The 22,247-nt window shown below is 38.8% G+C and carries 18 protein-coding genes; 5 read left to right on the plus strand and 13 right to left on the minus strand.

What is annotated here, in order from left to right:
- Positions 1-9: 9 nt before the first annotated feature.
- From R3X26_RS00330 to nrfB, 9 genes are all read right to left on the minus strand, one after another.
- Positions 10-1,380 (minus strand): di-heme oxidoredictase family protein, encoded by a 1,371-nt coding sequence (locus R3X26_RS00330; protein WP_411572375.1) that lies wholly within the window; start codon positions 1,378-1,380, stop codon positions 10-12.
- Positions 1,381-1,471: 91 nt separating this feature from the next.
- Positions 1,472-2,728 (minus strand): imelysin family protein, encoded by a 1,257-nt coding sequence (locus R3X26_RS00335; protein WP_317715131.1) that lies wholly within the window; start codon positions 2,726-2,728, stop codon positions 1,472-1,474.
- A gap of 249 nt (positions 2,729-2,977) precedes the next feature.
- Positions 2,978-3,574 (minus strand): GTP cyclohydrolase II, encoded by a 597-nt coding sequence (locus R3X26_RS00340; RefSeq protein WP_317715132.1) that lies wholly within the window; start codon positions 3,572-3,574, stop codon positions 2,978-2,980.
- A 335-nt stretch (positions 3,575-3,909) separates the two neighbouring features.
- Positions 3,910-4,371, minus strand: coding sequence for a heme lyase NrfEFG subunit NrfF (gene nrfF, locus R3X26_RS00345; protein ID WP_317715133.1), 462 nt, complete (start codon positions 4,369-4,371; stop codon positions 3,910-3,912).
- A gap of 68 nt (positions 4,372-4,439) precedes the next feature.
- The gene (locus R3X26_RS00350) at positions 4,440-4,973 is read right to left on the minus strand and encodes a DsbE family thiol:disulfide interchange protein (RefSeq protein WP_317715134.1); all 534 of its coding nucleotides are present in this window, start codon (positions 4,971-4,973) and stop codon (positions 4,440-4,442) included.
- The gene (locus R3X26_RS00355; protein WP_317715135.1) at positions 4,960-6,891 is read right to left on the minus strand and encodes a heme lyase CcmF/NrfE family subunit; all 1,932 of its coding nucleotides are present in this window, start codon (positions 6,889-6,891) and stop codon (positions 4,960-4,962) included. The genes R3X26_RS00350 and R3X26_RS00355 overlap by 14 nt, the downstream gene beginning before the upstream one ends.
- 66 nt (positions 6,892-6,957) lie before the next feature.
- Complete coding sequence (gene nrfD, locus R3X26_RS00360; RefSeq protein WP_317715136.1) at positions 6,958-7,905, minus strand: cytochrome c nitrite reductase subunit NrfD; 948 nt, start codon at positions 7,903-7,905, stop codon at positions 6,958-6,960.
- Between the two features lie 2 nt (positions 7,906-7,907).
- Positions 7,908-8,591, minus strand: a complete 684-nt coding sequence (gene nrfC / locus R3X26_RS00365) for a cytochrome c nitrite reductase Fe-S protein (RefSeq protein ID WP_317715137.1) — start codon at positions 8,589-8,591, stop codon at positions 7,908-7,910.
- Positions 8,592-8,601: 10 nt separating this feature from the next.
- Positions 8,602-9,207 carry a cytochrome c nitrite reductase pentaheme subunit gene (nrfB, locus tag R3X26_RS00370; RefSeq protein WP_317715138.1) on the minus strand — a complete coding sequence of 202 codons (606 nt, stop codon included), beginning with the start codon at positions 9,205-9,207 and terminating at the stop codon, positions 8,602-8,604.
- Between the two features lie 543 nt (positions 9,208-9,750).
- Here nrfB and nrfA point away from each other — a divergent pair.
- The gene (gene nrfA / locus R3X26_RS00375; protein ID WP_317715139.1) at positions 9,751-11,169 is read left to right on the plus strand and encodes an ammonia-forming nitrite reductase cytochrome c552 subunit; all 1,419 of its coding nucleotides are present in this window, start codon (positions 9,751-9,753) and stop codon (positions 11,167-11,169) included.
- Positions 11,170-11,312: 143 nt separating this feature from the next.
- On the opposite strand, the gene R3X26_RS00380 is transcribed toward nrfA, so the two are convergent.
- Positions 11,313-11,942: a hypothetical protein gene (locus R3X26_RS00380; RefSeq protein ID WP_317715140.1), complete on the minus strand. Its 630-nt coding sequence runs from the start codon at positions 11,940-11,942 to the stop codon at positions 11,313-11,315.
- Between the two features lie 100 nt (positions 11,943-12,042).
- Positions 12,043-14,691 carry a DNA topoisomerase (ATP-hydrolyzing) subunit A gene (gene gyrA, locus R3X26_RS00385; RefSeq protein WP_317715141.1) on the minus strand — a complete coding sequence of 883 codons (2,649 nt, stop codon included), beginning with the start codon at positions 14,689-14,691 and terminating at the stop codon, positions 12,043-12,045.
- Between the two features lie 412 nt (positions 14,692-15,103).
- Between gyrA and ubiG the strand changes: the two genes are divergently transcribed.
- The 4 genes from ubiG (at position 15,104) to R3X26_RS00405 (ending at position 20,313) form a co-directional block, all read left to right on the plus strand.
- Entirely contained in the window at positions 15,104-15,814 is a 711-nt protein-coding gene (ubiG, locus tag R3X26_RS00390; protein WP_317715142.1) for a bifunctional 2-polyprenyl-6-hydroxyphenol methylase/3-demethylubiquinol 3-O-methyltransferase UbiG, read from the plus strand.
- A gap of 601 nt (positions 15,815-16,415) precedes the next feature.
- On the plus strand, positions 16,416-18,698 hold the full coding sequence (nrdA, locus tag R3X26_RS00395; protein ID WP_317715143.1) for a class 1a ribonucleoside-diphosphate reductase subunit alpha: 2,283 nt from the start codon (positions 16,416-16,418) through the stop codon (positions 18,696-18,698).
- Positions 18,699-18,793: 95 nt separating this feature from the next.
- Positions 18,794-19,927 (plus strand): class Ia ribonucleoside-diphosphate reductase subunit beta, encoded by a 1,134-nt coding sequence (gene nrdB / locus R3X26_RS00400; protein ID WP_317715144.1) that lies wholly within the window; start codon positions 18,794-18,796, stop codon positions 19,925-19,927.
- 107 nt (positions 19,928-20,034) lie between these two features.
- Complete coding sequence (locus R3X26_RS00405) at positions 20,035-20,313, plus strand: 2Fe-2S iron-sulfur cluster-binding protein (RefSeq protein WP_317715145.1); 279 nt, start codon at positions 20,035-20,037, stop codon at positions 20,311-20,313.
- On the opposite strand, the gene R3X26_RS00410 is transcribed toward R3X26_RS00405, so the two are convergent.
- Both R3X26_RS00410 and R3X26_RS00415 read right to left on the minus strand, forming a co-directional pair.
- Positions 20,289-20,696, minus strand: a complete 408-nt coding sequence (locus tag R3X26_RS00410) for a hypothetical protein (RefSeq protein WP_317715146.1) — start codon at positions 20,694-20,696, stop codon at positions 20,289-20,291. The genes R3X26_RS00405 and R3X26_RS00410 overlap by 25 nt on opposite strands.
- 251 nt (positions 20,697-20,947) lie before the next feature.
- Positions 20,948-22,183, minus strand: a complete 1,236-nt coding sequence (locus R3X26_RS00415) for a CinA family nicotinamide mononucleotide deamidase-related protein (protein WP_317715147.1) — start codon at positions 22,181-22,183, stop codon at positions 20,948-20,950.
- Positions 22,184-22,247 lie beyond the last annotated feature (64 nt).

The raw sequence follows: 22,247 nt of genomic DNA on the forward strand, positions 1-22,247 counted from the left end.
AGCGAGTCCTTATAAAGAGTTTAAAAACGCAAGTAGAGCTTCGCGATCATTTTTGTCCATCGCAATAACTTTATCTCGTGCATTCTGTGCTTCACCGCCATGCCATAAAATGGCTTCCATCACATTTCTCGCTCTGCCATCATGGAGTAAATAAGTATGACCATTCACTTCTTGGGTATAACCTAAACCCCAAAGCGGCGTGGTTCTCCACTCTCTGCCATTGGCTAAATACTCTGGACGATTATCAGCCAATCCATCACCCATGTCATGCAATAGCATATCAGTATAAGGATGAATTAATTGATTCGACAAAGCTGGTCTATCTTGTACTACTGCAGTAGTTAAGTTGTTTTGATGACAGGTTGAACAATCGCTGCTTTCAAATAGCTTTTGACCTTTTTTAACCTTAGGATCAGATACGTTTCTGCGAATTGGTACCGCTAAATGTTGTGAATAAAACTCAACAAACTTTAAAATATTATCACTCACTTCCGGTGAGCCACCATTAGCTAACTGCTCACATGCTGGTTGATTTTCTGTGCAGTTGTGATTTGGAAACAGCTTTGAGGTTAAACCTAAATCACCATTAAAAGCTGACGCATTTTGCTGCATTAAGGTTGGTTGTCCCGCTTTCCAACCAAATCGACCCATTGAATAATCTTGCTTAAGTACATCCCAAACTCTATTTGCTTTCCCTGTTATAGAATCGGTGCTAGCGGCTTGTTTCGCCGCTATATCTTGGATAACTTTTTCTGGAATCGCTTCTAATAACCCTAGTCCTATCATTGGAGGAGCAACACGAGCAGAGAATTGAGTATCAGGGTGCATATCTCCATAATTTAGGTCGGTAATTTTTAGGGTTGGTTTACGCAGCGTGACATGTTCACCATCAGCAAAGTTAACCACAACATCCTGATAAGTAATATTGATTTGACCTTCTGGCTCAGCGCCAGGAATAGATAAGTCTTGAAGTTGGCCACCATAAGTTGGTTCAGGAACCACGCCATCTTTTGCGTACATTTCTTTTTGTATATCCGTAACAGCAGGTATGCTTAAGCGAACCAACATCGAAACGGCATTATCATCTTCACTTTCTGGTGCGTGACCTCGGCCATCTTTTATATGACAACTCTGGCAAGCGTTGGTATTAAAGATAGGCCCTAAGCCATCTCTAGCATCAGTTGAGGCTGGCGCAGGGATCCAAGGGTTACGAAAGAAACTGTTGCCCACGCTAAAATCAAGCTTTTTACTCAATGACAAATTGCTAGCCGGTTGTGAAAAAGCATTCGGACCTAATTTATTAGTACTTGTTTTGCCACCGGAGCGTATTGTATTGGGATCACTTGCCGAGGCGGAACAAATGAACGACGCTAATAGCATCGCTGCAGATGTAGATAACTTCATTATATTTCCAGAGATAAATGGGCTCTAATGAGCCCTTAATATTAATTATTGTTATTTTTATACTTACTTAGAATTCGTGGTCAGCAGTATCTGGGCTTAAACTGTCGATACCAACAAGACTTGCTGCTTTTTCGATAGCTTCAGTTTGTACAACCAAGGCTTTAATTGAATCATTCACTAATTCATTACCTGTACTGTTGTTAGCCGCAATAAGTTGATCAAAGTAGACACCATCAACTTCAGCTGAATGCACCAATTCCCCTACTTGTACACGTGCTTTATCAAAATCAGATTGAATTTGTTTTGCTGATTGCACATCAACTTGCTTAACTAAATCATGAATACTTGGCCCTGCAAGTAACTCACCATTTTGTTGTACATAAGTACCAGTGTAAACGTTGTAGATACCTTGCTCGTTGTAATAGTGGGAGTTATGAGTATTATCAGAAAAACAATCATGCTCATCTTCAGTTGAGTGCGCTTCTAATGCAACCTTCATTCGTTCACCAGCCAACTCACCTAGAGAAAGAGAACCCATACCGAATAGCATTTTACGTAGGCCATCTTTAGACGAGTTAGATAACAATTCTGCGCGGTAGTTGTTAGTTTGGTTTGGTTCCCACTGGTCTACCATCCAAGCTAAATCAGTTTTCAATAATTCAGCCGTCGCTTTAAGGTATTCAGCTCTTCGCTCACAGTTACCATTCGTACACGCTTCACCAATAACATAATCGGTATAAGGTCTAGCACCTGCACCCGCACCGGTGCCGTTTAAATCTTGTCCCCACAATAGAAATTCAATAGCGTGGTAACCAGAAGCAACGTTAGCTTCAGAACCACCAATTTCATTTAAATTAGCTATAAGCTCAGGAGTAATCTTTGCCGTGTCAATTTTTTCAGCACCAACTTGTACAGACGTATTAGCAACAATATTTGCAGTAGCGCCTTGGTTACCGAGTTCATATTGATAGTCAGAAGCAACATAATCGATTAAACCTTCATCTAACGGCCAAGCATTCAATTGACCTTCCCAGTCATCAACAATGGCATTACCAAAACGGAAAACTTCTGTTTGCTGATATGGAACACGAGATTCATACCATGCATTTTTTACTTGTTGGAATGTTTCTTCTGAAGGTGATTTAAGAAAGGCTGAGATCGAAGCATCCAATTGTTCCGCTGTGGTTAATGCATCTGAAAATACAGCGTGAGCTAGATCAGTATAGTGTTCTACTACTTGCTTTTCAGTTACAGTTGCAGCGTTACTTACACCACTGATAAGTAACATCGATGTAGCTAGCGCAATTTTCGATTTGTTGAGCATATTCTGTCCTTGTTTAATATTATTAACTTTATATTATTAGTTTTATATTTTTGGCTATCTGTGTTACGAATGATAAAGGTTATCATTACTATTCGTGTTCGGTATAATACTAAATTGGAAAGTTATTGCAACAAGCAGAAAAAGCTAGATATAGAAGAAAAGCAATATGCTGTCAGGTATAGCGGTAAAAACGAAAAAACCACCCGCTTTAACGAGTGGTTTTATAGATAAATGGTGCCGGTGAAATTCTTATAGATCTAAATTATGTTTACCATGAGAAACTTTAGCTTTAAGGTAATTTTCGTTACCACTCTTTACATGTGCAGAAGTGTTAATGACATCTTCAAGTTCAATACCTAACTCTTTTATTTCCTTGATTTTTTTAGGATTATTAGTAATGAGCTTGATTTTTTTCAACCCTAAAGCAAATAACATTTCAGCGGCTTCGGTAAAATCTCGTAAGTCATCACCAAAACCTAAATGGTTATTCGCTTCGTAAGTATTCATGCCTTCACTCTGCAATAAATAGGCATCAATTTTATTGTACAAACCTATCCCTCGACCTTCTTGTCGTAAATAAAGGATAATACCGCCCTGCTCACCCATTTTGTTGATCGTTTCTTCTAGTTGTTCACCGCAATCACATCGCGATGAATGAAAAACATCACCAGTCAAGCATTCTGAATGCATTCTGACCAATGGAGTTTCACCCGATTGATCTGCATTCTTAAACACAAGCGCGACGTGTTCTTTATCGCTTTTAAGACCATGAAACGACAGAATTTCTGCATCAATGTTACTGTTTAAACCTACTTTTAAGGCGACTCTGGCACGAACTTCAGCCATATTTATACTCACTTAACACACTCATGTCGCCTATATGGCATCACAAGCTTGGGATTATTTGGATTAATTACAACATGGGGGTGAATAATTCTATTTCAACGAACCCTTTGTTAGCAACAACTTTACCATCATAGCTTTAAGTCATAACAATAGCTTTAGGTTATCACTATTAGTCTTAAACCAACGATTAACAAAGGTCAGTTTTTAACAGATTGTTATACTATAACAACTATCTAGCTATTCAAGCGATATTCACTCTGGATCGACCAATATAGCTAAACCATCGGGATGTTTGTAAGCACTTGAGATTAATTCGGCAGCACATCATTTTTAGTTCAATCAACGGAAGGACTGGTTTTGACCATTTTAAACGCTAAAAACAAGCCCATTACTGTCAATACAATAGGCAACAGCCACAAAACTAATGTTCGGTACGATAACACTGGATCATAAAGAACAAAATCACCAAACCTGTAAGTCATAAATTGGATAATTTCTTCATCGCTCTTACCTTGCTTTACCATCTGATACACTTTTAAACGCAGATCTTTGGCAACCGGTGCATTAGATTCGACCAAGTTTTGGTTCTGACACTGAGGACAACGTAGACTTTTGGCCAGCTGCACTGCATCTTGCCGTTGCTGTTCCGATTCAAATTCGAATAGCTCCGCTTGAATAGCCACTTCTTTATTATCATCATAAAAAATAACCGTGTTGTTACTATCTTGCGCATACGCTGGCAATACAATGGATACTGAAACAATAAAAAAGGTAAATAGAGCGGTTAACTTATTCATATTTCCTACTAAAAATATAAGTGGCCATGCTGAAAAACAAACGTGAATACGCTAGCTAAGTTTTACCATTACTTTATTAAGTAAGGATAAAATTGTTGCTGCCATATGGTTGAATCAATAGTGCCGCTGAAACGTGCCTGAATTTTACCTTGCGGATCAATTAAAAACGTTTCAGGGGCGCCTAGTACGCCAAGATCTAATGCAAGTAGACCATTTGGATCAAAAATAATTTCTCGGTACGGGTTCCCTTCTGATTCAATAACTTTGATTGCATCAGCTCTATTATCTCTATAATTTAAGCCAATTATATCAATACCTGCTGTGGATAATTCAAGCAGAAAAGGATGTTCTACTTTGCAAGCAGCACACCAAGACGCCCAAACATTTAAAATTTTATAGTGCTCACCAAGCAATATGGTTTCATCTAACCCATTATTATTCAGTAGCGACTGTAAATTAAAATGAGGAACGGGCTTGTTAAGCAGCGGCGTAGTCGATTGCTGATTAGAGTTTACTAAGCCAAAATAAAACAGCATAAATATACCGATCAATAGACCACACAAACTGGCTAGCTTAACAAATTGTATGTTAACTATTTTCATGCTTTTGCTCGTCAAGATTCTTTGTACGTTTAGATAAATAGAATTTAGATTGGCCGCTATTTATCAATACAGCCAATGCCCCTCCCATGACCATTAGCAACCCTCCAAACCAGATCCATTGTATATAAGCTTTATACTGAATACGTACTGCAAAAGAACCATCGTGAAGCTTTTCTCCCAAGGTAATATACAGATCGCCATGCCAATAAGTGGCAATAGCCGGTTCTGTCATATTCATTACTCGCACCTGGTAATGCCTTCGTTCAGCAACCACTCTATCTTGTCTATTTATCACTACATACACTTGTTCAGCCGTATAGTTCGGACCAACAAATAACTGATGTTTTTCAATATCAATCTGAAAACGTTCAAACTCTATCTGATCACCAACTCCAAGTTTGGCACTGGTTTCAACCGAGTGGTAAGCGTTCATACTGGCACCGATACAAAGCAAAATCATACCGGTGTGGGCCAAAATCATTGGCAATAGAGCGAACCGCTGCTTATTCAACTTGGTGATAATCACTCTATCTAACAAACCAAAACTGACCAATAGACTCAAAACCCAAGTAGTTAAAACCATTGGCTGTAAGGCCTGATACTGAGCACGATATAAAATAACGCCTAACAAAATGGCCGCTAACGTCAACCAAAAAATAGATTTTAGCTGCAATTTTGCACGAACTAGCATGGTACTACTCGTCATTAAAACCAACGCCAAAAACGTTAAAGGAGCAAACAGCGTATTAAAATATGGCGCACCTACTGATATTTTACCAAGGCCGAAAATTTGAAAAATCATCGGATAAAAAGTACCAAGTAACACAGTGATCATAGCAATAGTAAATAAACCGTTACCCAGTAAAAATACAAAACTTCGACTTCTGTAACGCGTAATAACCGCTGAGCGAATATCATTGCTTCGTATAATTTGGCTACCAAATCCCAACAGCACTAACACGACCAATATACCAATTAAAACTAAGCCCCGAGTAGGATCAACTGCGAAGGCATGCACTGAAGTGATGACACCTGAACGAACGACAAAAGTGCCTAATATACTTAAAGAGAACGTAATAAATGATAACCCATAGGTCCATTTAAGTAGCCGTTTTTCCTGTTGACTAATTAATAAACTGTGTATTAATGCTGTTGCTGTCAACCAAGGAAGCAATGATGCGTTTTCAACTGGATCCCAAAACCACCATCCTCCCCAACCTAATTCATAATAAGCCCACCACGCACCGAGTAATATTCCGCCGGTTAAAAAAGTCCAAGCAAAAAGACTAAACTGGCGACTAACCGCTAACCATGCACTTGGGATCTCTTTTTGCCACAATGCCGCCAACGCAAACGCAAAACTAGAAGCAAAACCAATATAACCAATATACAAAAGTGGAGGATGAAATATGAGTGCAACATCTTGCAACATCGGGTTTAAATCTCTTCCCTCTTGAGGAAAAATACCACTTAATTCGAATGGATTCGAAGCTAGAAGCGTAAAGAAAGCAAAAATAGAAACTAAAGATGATGAAACTAATAGCACTTTGGACAAATAAGCCGCAGGTAAGGTTTTATGCTTAAGTGCTATCGCAGAATTCCAAATTGATAGTGTGAGCACCCAGAATAATAATGAGCCTTCATGCCCACCCCATACTGCCGCGCCTTTAAAAAATACCGGCAGTTGAGTATTTGAATGCGCCGCCACATAAACTAACGAGAAATCATCCAAGATAAACGCAGTTGCCAACGCTAAGATAGAGAACAAAGAAAAAAGCAAACACACATGAACCAACGTTATCACGCTGCCAATAGCGGTTTGTTTGTCCCATAACCATGTCGCTAAAACTGAAATTACGCAGAAGAGTGAACTAATAGCAACAATAATAAGAGAGAACTGACCTATATCTGAATACATAAAATTATAATTAGGCTCAACCCTAATGGTTAAAATCTCGTACGATTAACGTTGAGCCTATATTTCCTATACAACGGTCATTTGACCAGCATAAAGAACAAACGTGCGTAACATCAGTACGCCCACCAAGCTAAGTATAGTGACAACAAAAATAAAGCTGTGTTTATGACGTATGGTTGCGGGCATAAAGAAGTTAAGTGCCAAGGGCGTTAACATTCCAAATACAATCACTCCCCACCAGAACCAGCTAGCCCAAAAACCACTACCGATCGCATTATATGCCGCAAGCTCCCCTTGCCCACCACCAAAAATAAGCCCAGTAAAAAAGCACAGCATAACAAACAGCTCGAACATCACGACAGGACGTTCAAAACTGTGTACCCATTTAGCGGTTATACTTGTTGGTGATTGCTTGAAGAACACAATCCCGCCCAGCATACATGCCGCGGCTCCCGACGATAAACTTGAAAACAGGAACAAAATAGGCAATACAGGATTATTAAGCATAGGATAAGTTTTTAGCGCAGAAAGTAAAAAGCCAGTGTACGCGGCGAGCATAATCGCCATAAAACCTAAGAAAAGCTCCCAAAAGTTTTCCAATTTAGCCAGTTTCACTATCATACCATCAACAAACGAAAGGGAGTTGGGCGTATATTTTCTGATGGTTTGTCTGAATATAATCGCTATCCAAACGAACAGAACCATTAGATAAACTTGGAATAGAATAACTCCCATGGACATCACTGAGCTGGTATTAAAGTGGATCATGATTTTCCAAAACATTAACGGTTTTGTTAGATGGAAAATTAAGATAGTCAAACCTGAAATGATACCAAATGGCGCTATCCACGCTGTGGCTTTCAATATGCCATCTTGCGCCGGGTCGCCCTCTATAACTTTACGCTTTAAGTAAATTGAAATCATTACCGCACCAGCGGACATACCTGCTAAAAATAGATAGATAGCGATAATCCAGTCCCAGACCAAAGTATCGAAATTAAATGCAGTTTCCATTGCTAAATCTCCCCTTTCTGGTGTGGAATTTTATACAACTTAGGTTTAGTACCCAGTTCTAGCTTATCTCTATAGATAATATTACTCTTCAGTACAGTGTTAATGTCTGAGGTGGGATCGTTTAAGTCTCCAAAAATAAGTGCATTGGTAGGACAAGATTCAACACAAGCAGGTAATTTACCTTGAGCTAAATTGGTATCGCGACAGAAATTACATTTATCAGCCGATCTGTGTCCCGGATGGAAAAATCGAACTTGATAAGGACACGCTGCTAAACAATAACCACAGCCGACACATTTATCATGATGAACGTCAATAATACCTGTTTCTTCATCTTTATAAGCCGCACCTGTTGGGCAAACCATCACACAAGGGGCATTATCACAATGTTGACAAGATTTACGCGTGAAACGGTAATCAACATCAGGGTATTCACCTTGTGGTTCACTTCTAATTATTTCTAATCTAGCAACGCCTTCGGGGACATTATTCACATCTCGGCACGCATCCATACATGCTGTACAACCGATACACGCAGTTTCATCATGAACCATACCATAGCGTTTTTTACCATCTTCCATTGTGTTCGCGAGTGTTTTATTACTCAAAGCACTGGTACTAGCAATACTAGTAGTAAAGATAACGGCACCAGCACCGGTTAAAAAGTTTCGTCTAGAACAACTCATGTTATCTCTCCTACTCATTGTCTTTCTGTTTTGGCATCGCTTGCTTAACGTCGCTAAAATCTGAGTGACAATCAACACACAGCTGAACTTTCTGCTTATGGTCAAAACCAAGCACTTTAGCGTTACTTGCGTGAACATTATGGCAATTGGTACAGGTGAGGTTTTTTGCATGTACATCATGTGTCCAGTAATTTTCTCGTAAATCTTCTGGCTTATGACAATCAGTACATTCTTTATTTGCCGCGAGTATTTCGGTCTGACTAAGCACTCGTTTATTCGTGCCTACTTTAGATTGAGCTTCAAAATATTTGGTAACTTTAGGTGCGCCATTACGATGACGAGAACTTATTTTATTATGACAATCAGCACACTTAACTTGTTTACCTAACTCATCCACTGCATTGTATCCATGAGAACCATGCAAAGAGTCGTAAGATTTCTTATGACATTTTACGCATTGTTTATCTTTACGAGAGATAACCAGTTTCTTTCGCTCTGGTTCAACTTTGACATTATCACTCGCTGTGTCCGCATAGACATTTATAGAAAAACCATAGAGACATAATATGAGAAGAGACTTCAGCATTATGGCTACGGTCAATTTTATATTGGCCATTTATCCTTTCCTCAGTTCAGAATGTTTCTACAAAAAATAATTAGAATATATACATTAAATTAATATATATTTTAATTTAGTGTAGAAAACAGATCTAAATAAGTAATAAAAACGTTTGAACATTATTAAATTTTTTCAAACGATAACAATTCTTATTTTAGGACAGCCACAACGCTATACAAACCATTATAAATAAACCACAAAAAAATACTGGTTTTTACTACAAAACAGTGACGTATCTCAAGCTAAATATCAATCTTAATATAAAAGCAACCATCATAACTATTTGAATAAAAACAACTATTAAAACACCAACGAATACCACTTTAGAGGTATAAAGAATAAACCGTGCTCCTGATCACTTACTTAAATTGATCTAAAACAATTAAGTAATAAGGCTTTCTATCTTATTTAAATATTATGTTTAACATATCTATGTACTTCCAATTTTTATTTTGGATACCAGTCCACAACGCTAGGTAACAAAAAGAAACATCATGGAGTAATTATTTTAATAATCATACAAACATGGAGATAAACACCATGAATAAGCACTGGGTATCGAAGTCAGTAACAATATTAGCGGCGGGCTTATTAAGCGTCACTAATGTTGTCGCTGAAGAGAGCAAAATAGGCGATCCTCGTAATGAAAGCTTTGAAAGTGCGCATAGTCAACAGTACGAAACTTGGAAGTCCACTTCTGAGAGCAGTACTATTGAAGATGCGTTAGCGAGTGATCCAAATATGGTAATCATGTGGGCTGGTTACGGTTTTGCAAAAGACTACAACAAAGCACGCGGGCACTTTTATGCCATCGATGATATACGTGAAACACTTCGTACAGGAGCACCAACAGACGAAAAAACAGGTCCTATGCCAATGGCATGTTGGAGTTGTAAATCGCCTGATGTAGCACGCGTCATTGAAGAAAAAGGAGAAGATGGATATTTCCAAGGTAAATGGGCTCGTTTAGGCCATGAAATAGTCAATCCTATTGGCTGTTCAGATTGCCACAACACAAAAAGCGAAGCATTCAAAAATGGTGAGCCAGATCTAATGATCACTCGACCTTACGTTGAGCGAGCTTTTGAAACGATTGATATGCCTTTTTCAGAGCAATCTGATCTAGAAAAGCAGGCCACTGTTTGTGCCCAATGTCATGTTGAGTACTACTTTACTGGCCCGAACAAAACCGTTAAATTTCCATGGGATAACGGGACGACAGTTGACGAAATGGAGCAATACTACGATTCAATCAACTTTAAAGATTGGACACATAAAGTATCTAAAGCACCGATGTTGAAAGCACAGCACCCAGGTTTTGAAACTTGGCGAATGGGCATTCACGGTAAAAATGGTGTCGTTTGTGCTGACTGTCATATGCCGAAAGTTGAACAAGATGATGGCACTATCTACACTGATCATAAAGTCGGTAATCCATTAGATGCCTTCGACAACACATGTGCACAGTGCCATACGCAAGAGAAAGAGTACTTCGTAGAAGTTGTTTCGACTCGTAAAGCTCAAGTCACTAACATGAAACTTATTGCTGAAAAACAAATCGTTGCTGCTCATTTTGAAGCAGGCGAAGCATGGAAAGCAGGAGCAACTGAAGAAGAGATGCAATCTATTCTGATGGATATCCGTCATGCACAGTGGCGTTGGGATTATGCTATTGCTTCTCATGGTGTGCATATGCATGCTCCTGAAGTTGCTCTAGAAATCCTTGGAACAGCGGTTGATAGAGCTGCTGATGCTCGAACTAAAATCATCCGCTTGTTAGCTAAGAAAGGAATCAATGATCCTGTCACTATTCCAGATATCTCAACCAAAGCTGCTGCGCAGAAAGCACTCGGCATGGACATGGATAAGATGGAGGCAGAGAAAGCAGAGTTCTTGAAAACTCTTGTCCCTCAGTGGGAAGAGAAAGCGGCGGAACGCCAAGCTAAGTATAGTTACTAGCCAAGTAAATTATTATTTAGTTAGTCTTAAACATCAATGCCAGCTTACGCTGGCATTTTTGGGTATGAACAATTAATCCGATCTCAGGGTAAATAACTAACCGATAAAAATGTAAATAAGGCTAATATTAAATAGCGCAAAAACTATTTATGACTCAGTTCTCGGGTTTTATTAATCGAGTTTATAATCGCGACTCTATCAATACCTTGTCGTTCAGAATCCAAAACTTTCTGCCATATTTCTATCGCTTTGTCATATCTGAAACTGATAAAGTGATCGTTGGCGATTAACATCAAAGCCGTATCATTTAGTTGATCTTTTGTTAAAGCCTGGTCAAGTAGGTATTGTACTTGCTTGGTCATTCTTTGAGAACTTAGATAATACAGTGCTGTTGCTTTCGCTGCATATACCGTAGAAGAAGGTGACTCTGTTAACCGAATAACGTAATCAAAACATGTATTGGCATTAGCAAACTCGCCATTAGCAAAGTAGCCCTGCCCTAATTGAAACCATAAATCTTGATTGTTTCTGTCTTGTGTTAATTTATCTTGTATTTCTACAATAATTTCATCAATCGTCATAGGTTGTTCAAGCTTGGTCATTTTTGATACTCGGTGTTCAGGTGAAACAATAAACGACCAGACAAATAAGCTTGATGCGGATAAACAAATAGAGACTATAATCGGAGTGGTTACACTGGTTGATTTTTGCCATTTAAAGTGACCAATAAATACAACTAAAGTGAGTATTACGCATAAAATAAAAAAAGACATATAAAAACAATTCTAGCTCAATTCATAATCTCATAACCGTAACATTGTAAGCAAAAAAAAACCGGACTATCAGCCCGGTTTTTCTAGATTTAGATACAAATTACTGTTCTGATGATGGTTCAGAATCATCGACTTCAGGGTCGGAATCTTGGGCAGATAAATCGCTATCTATTTGACTCGTCGCTGCGACTTCATCGCCTTCGACTTGTTCAATTTCAGCTTCTTCAATCTCATCGATTCTTTGAAGACCCACAACACTCTCATCTTCAGCTGTCTTGATTAACGTAACACCAAGGGTATTACGGCCAACCTGACTGATTTCAGAAACGCGTGTACGTACCAGAGTACCAGCGTCGGTGATCATCATAAACTCATCACGCTCTTCAACTTGTACGGCGCCAACAACTTGACCATTACGCTCAGATACTTTAATCGAAACAACACCCTGAGTTGCCCTACCTTTAGTTGGGTACTCGTCTAGCGGTGTTTGTTTGCCGTATCCGTTTTGGGTAACGGTAAGAATATTACCTTGATTGGCAGGTACAATAAGTGACACAACTTGATCACCATTAGCCAGTTTCATACCACGTACGCCAGCGGCAGTTCGACCCATAGCTCGAACCAACTCTTCTTTGAAACGAACAACTTTACCTGACTTAGAAAACAGCATAATGTCACTATTGCCATCGGTAATATCAACACCAATTAAAGAATCATCATCTCTCAAATTAACTGCAATCAAGCCGTTAGAGCGGACATTAGCAAAACTTGCTAATGATGTTTTCTTAACCGTACCATCACCAGTAGCCATAAAGATAAATTTGTCATCGGAATATTCCGTTACTGGAAGAATAGCTGTGATGCGTTCATTCTCTTCAAGTGGAAGAATATTAACAATAGGCTTACCGCGAGCATTTCGGCTTGCTTGAGGAAGTTGGAATACTTTAAGGCGATACGCCTTACCTCTAGTTGAGAAGCAAAGAATATTGTCATGGGTATTAGCGACAAGTAAGCGTTCAATGAAATCTTCATCTTTCATTTTAGTCGCGCTCTTACCTTTACCACCACGACGTTGCGCTTCATAATCATTTAAAATTTGATATTTAACGTAACCTTCATGCGATAAAGTAACAACCACATCTTCTTGCGCAATCAGTTCTTCCATGTCCATATCATGCACAGCAGCAATGATTTCAGTTCTACGTTCATCACCAAAATTGTCACGGACAATTTCTAGTTCTTCGCGAATCACTTCCATCAAACGTTCAGTGCTAGACAGAATAAGCATCAGCTCTGCAATTTCTTCTAACAGCGCTTTATATTCATCAAGAATTTTCTCGTGCTCTAACCCAGTCAAACGATGTAGACGAAGTTCTAGAATAGCTTGAGCTTGTTGTTCAGTTAAATAGTACTGACCATCACGAATACCATATTGATCTTCTAGCCATTCTGGACGAGCGGCATCGGTGCCAGCACGTTCAAGCATCTCTGCAACATTACCAAGATCCCAACCGCGAGCAATCAAACCTGCTTTTGCTTCTGCCGGCGTTGCTGCATTACGAATCAATTCGATAATTTCATCTATATTCGCTAACGCTAACGCTAGACTTTCCAGAATATGTGCGCGTTCACGAGCTTTGCGCAGTTCAAAAATAGTACGGCGAGTAACCACTTCACGACGGTGATTAACAAAGCATTTCAACATCTCTTTCAAGTTGAAAAGCTTAGGCTGGCCATTATCAAGCGCAACCATATTGATGCCAAAGGTAGTTTGAAGTTGCGTGAGTGAGTAAAGGTTATTTAAAACAACTTCACCAACTGCATCACGCTTACATTCAATAACAATACGCATACCATCTTTATCAGACTCGTCACGTAATGCACTTATACCTTCAACTTTTTTATCTTTTACAAGCTCTGCAATTTTTTCAATAACACGGGCTTTGTTCACTTGATAAGGAATTTCAGTAACAATGATAGTTTCTCTACCATTTTTATCCGCTTCTATATGCGCTTTAGAACGCATATAAACCTTACCACGACCAGTTTTATAAGCATCAACAATCCCTTTACGGCCACTGATTAACGCGGCGGTAGGAAAGTCAGGGCCTGGAATAAATTCCATCAACTCATCGATAGTGATGTCTTCATTATCAATAAAGGCAAGACAGCCTTCTATTACCTCAGTTAAGTTATGAGGTGGGATATTGGTTGCCATACCAACAGCAATACCAGAAGAACCATTAACCAATAAAGCAGGTACTTTGGTTGGCAGCACTGCTGGAATAAATTCTGTACCATCATAGTTAGGTACGTAGTCAACCGTTTCTTTGTCTAGATCAGCAAGTAGTTCGTGTGCAATTTTCGACATACGAACTTCGGTATAACGCATTGCAGCGGCTGAGTCGCCATCTATCGAACCAAAGTTACCTTGGCCATCGACCAACATGTAACGCAAAGAAAAAGGCTGTGCCATACGTACAATCGTATCGTAAACAGCACTATCACCGTGTGGATGGTATTTACCAATAACATCGCCCACTACGCGGGCAGATTTTTTATATGCTTTGTTCCAATCATTACCCAGTACATTCATCGCAAACAAAACGCGACGGTGAACAGGTTTCAAACCATCACGTACATCTGGAAGTGCACGTCCTACGATAACTGACATCGCATAGTCTAAGTATGAACCTCGTAGTTCATCTTCAATGTTTATGGGCGTGATTTCTTTAGCTAAATCGCTCATAGAGCCATTATCCCTCTGTATTTTGATCGTATATTGAATACGTGCAAGGTCGGAAAATATAACACAAAAAGATGCTATATCGCACCTCTTTCACTCACCTTTTACCTCGTTATTGCATTTATTTGCGATTAATCCAAATAAATATTATCGAATCCAGTCTAATCAATTGATAATCGGTGAATTAATCAACTTAAATTGCTTATTATTTAGTCTAGTCAGTTCGATTCGCCAATTCACTGCTGATACTAAAGGTTCACAGATATAGTTAGTGAATCCATTTATCTTAGTAAAGTCTGGCAGTAGCGTTGGTATGGCACTGATAAAATTAACAAGATCGTCCAGTTTCGATTTCAGAATGAATCATTAGCGTTTATAATCATCCGATCATCTATATAAAAGTAAGAACCAAACAATGTCACCTGTAGTAAATGTTGATTTAGCTGAAATTAAAAAATTCGAAGATATGGCTTCAAGATGGTGGGATTTAGATGGAGAATTTAAACCTCTACATCAAATTAATCCACTCAGACTCAATTATGTACTAGAGAAAGCGAATGGCTTGTTCGATAAAACGGTATTAGATGTGGGTTGCGGCGGAGGTATTCTGTCTGAAAGTATGGCGAAACAAGGTGCTAAAGTAACCGGCTTAGATATGGGAAAAGAGCCTTTAGAAGTTGCTAGGCTACATGCACTAGAAACCCAAACAACACTCAATTACATTCAAAGTACGATAGAAGATCATGCAGAACAGAATCCACACAGTTACGATGTTATTACTTGTATGGAAATGTTAGAGCATGTTCCCGATCCGCTTTCTGTCATAAGATCGTGTGAAAAATTAGTAAAACCCGGTGGACATGTATTTTTTTCTACCTTAAACCGTAATATTAAGTCCTACTTATTTGCTATTGTTGGTGCCGAACAAGTCTTAAAACTGGTACCAAAAGGTACGCATCATCATGAAAAATTTATTAAGCCATCTGAACTCCTCAATATGCTTGATAAAACCACCTTAGTAGAACTAGGGATCACTGGATTACATTATAACCCGCTGACGGATAGCTATCGTTTAGGGGAAAAAGTGGATGTAAACTACATTGTCCATACATGCCGACAAGCATGAAAATTTATTATCTAAACAGCCGTTATCAAACCGCTTTGAAACGGCTTACCAAGTAAAATATCCCCTCAATAGAGACAACTTATTCAGTTAACTGTATTGGTATTACATAACTTTCAAATGCGGTTTGTTTTTCAGTAAAAACAACATCGATAAAAATCAGTTAGAACAAAAAACACTCACTATAAATAGCGGCAAAAGATTAGAATTTCGCCATGCATTCGCTCATTTTTAATACCACTATTTTATAAATATTAAACAAAGATCCTCATCTTGAAAAGTTGGCAAAGATCAAGCGAAATATTTTTATTTTCTTTGAAAAATAACATTCAATGAAGCGGCTACTTTTGACTACTAATTAGCACCTAAAGTCCTCGGTAAGCAATTACTAACCCTTTTATATTTTCCCCAAGTTATCCACAAACTAACACTCTTGAAAAGTTAAGCAAAACGCACTATCTTGTAATCCGTTCTACACCACACCCCTACATGTTGTGTTTGTTTTATTTTCATTTAGGGGGTTTTGATCACTGAAGCCCTTAGCGTTTTCAAAAAATTAAAAAAAATCGGGCTTTCGTCAGTCTTATTAGGGATATCAACCAGAATGAACCAACAACTTACCGTTGCTAAGCGTAATGGCCGTAAAGAAAACATCGATCTAGAGAAGATCCATAGAGTGATCACATGGGCTGCGGAAGGACTAAAAAACGTTTCCGTCTCCCAAGTGGAAATCAAATCTCACATTCAATTTTATGATGGAATCAGTACGAGTGATATTCACGAAACCATTATTAAATCGGCTGCTGATCTTATCTCAGAAGAGACTCCAGATTATCAATACTTAGCAGCACGCCTCGCCGTCTTCCATTTACGCAAAAAAGCGTATGGTCAATACGAACCACCTGCACTATACGATCATGTTAAAAAGCTGGTTGATGCAGGTAAATATGATAAACACCTAATAGAAGACTATACAACCGAAGAGTTCGCCAAAATGGATGCGTTTATTGATCATAAACGTGACCTTGATTTTTCTTACGCAGCGGTGAAGCAATTAGAAGGTAAATACTTCGTTCAAAATCGTGTAACAAAAGAAATTTATGAAAGTGCTCAGTTCCTCTATATATTGGTTGCTGCCTGTCTATTTGCAAAATACCCAAAAGAAACACGTTTAGATTACATCAAACGGTTTTACGACGCGGTATCGACATTCAAAATTTCTTTACCAACTCCTATAATGTCGGGCGTACGTACCCCTACTCGTCAATTCAGTTCTTGTGTTTTGATCGAGTGTGATGACAGCTTAAATTCAATAAATGCCACCTCTAGTTCTATTGTTCGTTATGTATCTCAACGTGCGGGTATTGGTATCAATGCCGGTAGAATTAGAGCATTAGGTTCTGAAATTAGAGGTGGTGAAGCATTCCATACTGGTTGTATCCCATTCTACAAATATTTCCAAACCGCGGTTAAGTGCTGCTCACAAGGTGGAGTACGTGGCGGCGCGGCAACCGTTTTCTATCCAATTTGGCATGGTGAAGTTCAATCACTTCTAGTGTTGAAAAATAATCGCGGTGTAGAAGAAAACCGTGTGCGTCATATGGATTATGGTGTGCAAATAAATAAAACCATGTATTCAAGACTGGTTAAAGGGCAGAATATTAGCCTATTTTCTCCTTCTGACGTACCGGGTCTCTATGATGCTTTCTTTGAAGATCAACAAAAATTCGAACAGCTTTATACTCAGTATGAAGCCGACCAGAGTATCAAACGAGAAACCGTTAAAGCAGTGGATTTATTCTCACTGCTAATGCAAGAAAGAGCGTCAACAGGCCGTATTTACGTACAAAATGTTGACCACTGTAATACGCATAGCCCGTTTGACCCAAGTGTTGCACCCATTCGTCAATCGAATCTTTGTCTAGAAATAGCATTACCAACAAAACCGTTGAACAACGTCGAAGATGACCAAGGTGAAATCGCGCTTTGTACCCTTTCCGCTTTCAACTTAGGTGCTATAAAATCACTCGATGATTTCGAAGAGCTATCGGAATTGGTTGTTCGTGCACTCGATGCGCTACTTGACTACCAAGATTATCCATTACCAGCTGCGTATAAATCGACTATGAACCGACGCACTCTCGGTGTTGGTGTTATAAACTATGCTTATTATTTAGCTAAGAACGGCGTTCGTTATTCTGACGGCAGTGCCAATGGACTCACTCATAGAACGTTTGAGGCGATTCAATACTATCTATTAAAAGCATCAGTTAACTTGGCTAAAGAGCAAGGTGCTTGCCCATCATTTAATGAAACACGTTATGCTCAAGGCATTTTACCTATTGATACCTATAAAAAGGACGTCGATACAATCTGTGATGAGCAGTTACATTACGATTGGGAAGCACTGCGTGAAGAAATCAAAACTCACGGTTTAAGAAATTCGACCCTGACCGCTCTGATGCCATCAGAAACTTCTTCGCAGATTTCAAATGCGACTAATGGTATTGAGCCTCCACGTGGATTCGTTTCAGTGAAAGCATCTAAAGATGGTATTTTGAAACAAGTTGTACCAGATTACATTGCACTAAAAGAAAACTACCAACTGCTATGGTCTATCCCTAACAATGATGGTTATCTGCACTTAGTCGGTATTATGCAAAAATTTGTAGACCAAGCGATTTCAGCTAACACCAACTACGACCCAGCAATACATGAAAGCGGTAAAGTACCCATGAAACTTCTGCTTAAAGACCTACTAACCGCTTACAAATACGGCGTAAAAACACTGTATTATCATAATACACGTGATGGTGCGTCAGATGCACAAGGTAAGGATGTTGCCGTTGCTGAAGAAGATTGTGAAGGCGGCGGTTGTAAGATATAGCGACTTACGTTGGAATATTATGGGCTGAGGCTGTTGAAAGCCTCAGTAATTGCGCACAACCATTAAAATAGTAAACAAAAGGAACACAAGCGACTATGGCTTACAGTACTTTTACGCAAACCAAAAATAATCAATTAAAAGAACCGATGTTTTTAGGGCAACCTGTTAACGTCGCGCGTTATGATCAACAAAAATTCGACATTTTTGAAAAGCTGATTGAAAAACAACTGAGTTTTTTTTGGCGTCCAGAAGAAGTGGATGTGTCTAGTGACCGCATTGACTACAATAAATTACCAGAGCACGAAAAACATATATTTATTAGTAATTTAAAATATCAAACATTACTGGATTCTATTCAAGGTCGCAGCCCTAATGTGGCGTTACTTCCATTAGTCTCGTTACCTGAAGTGGAAACATGGATTGAGACTTGGTCATTTTCTGAAACTATTCATTCTCGTTCTTATACGCATATTATTCGTAATATCGTTAATGACCCAGGCGTTGTATTTGATGACATAGTTGAAAACGAATACATACGCAATCGTGCAAAAGATATTTCTCGTTACTATGACGACCTTATTGTCTTAACTAATGATTATCACCGCTATGGTGTCGGTAATCATACTATTAATGGCGAAAACGTTGTTGTTGATCTACATGCGCTTAAAAAGCAGCTTTATCTGTGCCTAATGTCCGTGAATGCGTTAGAAGCCATTCGCTTTTACGTGAGTTTTGCCTGTTCATTTGCCTTTGCCGAGCGTGAGCTAATGGAAGGCAATGCTAAAATAATCAAATTAATCGCAAGAGATGAAGCGTTGCATCTTACTGGCACCCAATATATGATAAATCTTCTGCGTAATGGGCAAGATGATTTCGAATTCATGCAGATAGCAGAAGAGTGCAAGCAAGAGTGTTTCGATCTATTCAAAGCAGCGGCAGAGCAAGAAAAAGAATGGGCCGAATACCTATTCAAAGATGGTTCAATGATTGGGTTAAATAAAGATATTCTTTCTCAATATGTTGAATACATTACCAATACTCGTATGCAAGCCGTCGGACTAGGTATCGCTTACCCAGAAGCAACATCCAATCCAATTCCATGGATAAATGCTTGGCTTTCATCTGATAACGTACAAGTTGCACCTCAAGAAGCTGAAATCAGCTCTTATCTTGTTGGGCAAATAGATAATGAAGTCGATGCAGACGACTTTGAAGATTTCGAGCTATAAAAACCATATTTCGAATTATAAAAACACTTAGCTGAAACAGTTTGATTCTCTGATAAGAAAGGGAATCAAACTGATACGACTAAAAACACAGAGACACCTAAAACTTCATGTTTAAACTGACGATTAATGACTTAACCCCTATTCATGTGCAACCAGAAAATACCATTTTACAAGCGATGGAATTGGCAGGGTTACAACCTGAATATCACTGCAGAGACGGCCACTGTGGTGCATGCCGCTGTGAATTAATCGGAGGAGAAGTAGAAGAAAGTAATATTAAAATGGCTTACACTAACACAAATGAAATTTTGCCCTGTATAAGCAAGGCAAAATCAGATCTAGTGTTAGCAAAAGTAAATTATCAGATAAAAGCTAAATTGGCTTGATTGTCATTTCCGTCATTAATTTTTTCAACTCTACAACTGGTATCAACACCGTTATTCGCTTCAAGGTCACGACGGTTATTAATACTACAATAACTTTCAACACAAAAACTGAGCTGATTGACCACCTGATACACGTCTGATGGTTCATTATGTTCCAGCAATCGTTCAGCATCGAGAGCACTAATACCTTTGTCAGCGATATGTCGCCCACCATCATCAAAAAGTGATACCCGGTAGCCACTACTTGTAGAAGATCTTTGATCACTGTGTAGATCTACCCACAGAGAAATTACATCCAATTTATTCGAACTAAAAGTCTCTCCGAGCAGAATTCTATCACCAGCAACTTTATACCAAACTTCAATTTTAGATTGACTTAACATCGGCAAAACCTCCTAGCACCTGTGGAATTCGTATTTTATTCAACGAATGGATCAAGTGTACGACAATTCAAACCTTATGTGAGCACCAATATTGAGACAATATACACCAATAAATTAAATCATTTAAGAATCAATAAGATAATACTTATACCTTGTTGTTATAAGTAGTTTTAGTAGCAATATTTAGCAAGTGCATAGCGAAATTTCAGCGTTAAATTTAAGATGATTCACTGAATATTTCGCATAAAAGATCACAAATGTGAGACAGGAATATATAACTCTCGAATTCTTTCCACAGAACCATATTGGCCAAAAATCGGCTTCTTCTCTTCATGGCGTCGAAGCATATCAAGTAACAGAGTTGAGATGATTTTTGCTTGATCTTCTCGGTCATATTGGCGACGAAGTTCAAACAACTGTCCCCACTCACCAAGTGGTGTAGATAACGCTATCGCGAACTTTTTATCCATTATTGAACCTATCGATAATCCAATATCAACCACTGTTTTTTCACGAATGGATGCCGCTAATGCCAATGCAGAGGCTATTGGGTCCTGATCCGTATTCTCAAGCGACTCTACCTTATTTAAAACCCAAGCTTGTTTAAATTGTCCACAAGTCTTTTCATTCAACTGGAGAGAACTTGATAAATATCCTCCCGTTGCACACTCGGCAACAGAAACTTGCTTGTTAGAATCAATCAGCAAGCTACCCAAATTTTCCAGCATAGGTTCATCTACACTCACCACATTATCACCCAAATGAGAATAAATGATTTTTAATAAATCAATCCGAGACTCTGGCTGATCGGCAGGACCAAAAAGCTTCACTTCAATGAAAGGCAAATAAGATCGATAACCCAATTCAAATCCTTCAGGCATAACAATATTATCCAAGTTCATTGCAATGCCGGATTCTCCTAAACCAAACGTATATAACCGGCTAACTTCAAACGGTTTGTTCTCAGGAAATAAACGTTTGAGTGACGGTAGAATTTGTTCATTAACCATGACTTTAAATTCACTAGGGACACCCGGGGTAAAGAAAAAACGTGCATTATTTATCTGCATAGTGAATCCGCATGCAGTACCCACTGGGTTATTGACAATTTGTGAGGTTTTAGGAAGCATCGCTTGTTTAAGGTTACTCTCATGCATTTTACGCCCTGTACGCGCAAACATCTTCTCCATCGCTTCTAACCATTCCGAAAAAAGTTCAAGTTCAGTATCAGCGGCAATAGCGGCGGCTTCTGATGTGAGATCATCACTTGTTGGCCCTAATCCACCATTAACAATAACCACATCATGGTTTAAGCTAAGCGCAACCAGTTCATTCACAAGTTCTTTCTTCTGATCTCCGACTGTTGTTCGTTTAGAAAGACTAAATCCTTCGTCATAACAACGACGAGATAACCACGCAGCATTAGTATCGATTATGTCTCCGTGAAGTACTTCTTCCCCTGTACTTAGCATTGCAATATTAATCATTTCTCAGCCTATTTCTGTTACCCAATGGTTAGCTTACCAAGTATTGTACAAACATTTGCTATCA

Origin of the sequence: Vibrio sp. TH_r3, assembly GCF_033101115.1 — a bacterium.
Classification (GTDB): Bacteria; Pseudomonadota; Gammaproteobacteria; order Enterobacterales; family Vibrionaceae; genus Vibrio.

Bases quoted from the DNA above. Each gene is read 5' to 3' on its own strand.
- R3X26_RS00330 (WP_411572375.1), bottom strand. From the start codon at position 1,380: ATGCTATTAGCGTCGTTCATTTGTTCCGCCTCGGCAAGTGATCCCAAT.
- R3X26_RS00335 (WP_317715131.1), bottom strand. From the start codon at position 2,728: ATGCTCAACAAATCGAAAATTGCGCTAGCTACATCGATGTTACTTATC.
- R3X26_RS00340 (WP_317715132.1), bottom strand. From the start codon at position 3,574: ATGGCTGAAGTTCGTGCCAGAGTCGCCTTAAAAGTAGGTTTAAACAGT.
- nrfF (WP_317715133.1), bottom strand. From the start codon at position 4,371: ATGAATAAGTTAACCGCTCTATTTACCTTTTTTATTGTTTCAGTATCC.
- R3X26_RS00350 (WP_317715134.1), bottom strand. From the start codon at position 4,973: ATGAAAATAGTTAACATACAATTTGTTAAGCTAGCCAGTTTGTGTGGT.
- R3X26_RS00355 (WP_317715135.1), bottom strand. From the start codon at position 6,891: ATGTATTCAGATATAGGTCAGTTCTCTCTTATTATTGTTGCTATTAGT.
- nrfD (WP_317715136.1), bottom strand. From the start codon at position 7,905: ATGGAAACTGCATTTAATTTCGATACTTTGGTCTGGGACTGGATTATC.
- nrfC (WP_317715137.1), bottom strand. From the start codon at position 8,591: ATGAGTTGTTCTAGACGAAACTTTTTAACCGGTGCTGGTGCCGTTATC.
- nrfB (WP_317715138.1), bottom strand. From the start codon at position 9,207: ATGGCCAATATAAAATTGACCGTAGCCATAATGCTGAAGTCTCTTCTC.
- nrfA (WP_317715139.1), top strand. From the start codon at position 9,751: ATGAATAAGCACTGGGTATCGAAGTCAGTAACAATATTAGCGGCGGGC.
- R3X26_RS00380 (WP_317715140.1), bottom strand. From the start codon at position 11,942: ATGTCTTTTTTTATTTTATGCGTAATACTCACTTTAGTTGTATTTATT.
- gyrA (WP_317715141.1), bottom strand. From the start codon at position 14,691: ATGAGCGATTTAGCTAAAGAAATCACGCCCATAAACATTGAAGATGAA.
- ubiG (WP_317715142.1), top strand. From the start codon at position 15,104: ATGTCACCTGTAGTAAATGTTGATTTAGCTGAAATTAAAAAATTCGAA.
- nrdA (WP_317715143.1), top strand. From the start codon at position 16,416: ATGAACCAACAACTTACCGTTGCTAAGCGTAATGGCCGTAAAGAAAAC.
- nrdB (WP_317715144.1), top strand. From the start codon at position 18,794: ATGGCTTACAGTACTTTTACGCAAACCAAAAATAATCAATTAAAAGAA.
- R3X26_RS00405 (WP_317715145.1), top strand. From the start codon at position 20,035: ATGTTTAAACTGACGATTAATGACTTAACCCCTATTCATGTGCAACCA.
- R3X26_RS00410 (WP_317715146.1), bottom strand. From the start codon at position 20,696: ATGTTAAGTCAATCTAAAATTGAAGTTTGGTATAAAGTTGCTGGTGAT.
- R3X26_RS00415 (WP_317715147.1), bottom strand. From the start codon at position 22,183: ATGATTAATATTGCAATGCTAAGTACAGGGGAAGAAGTACTTCACGGA.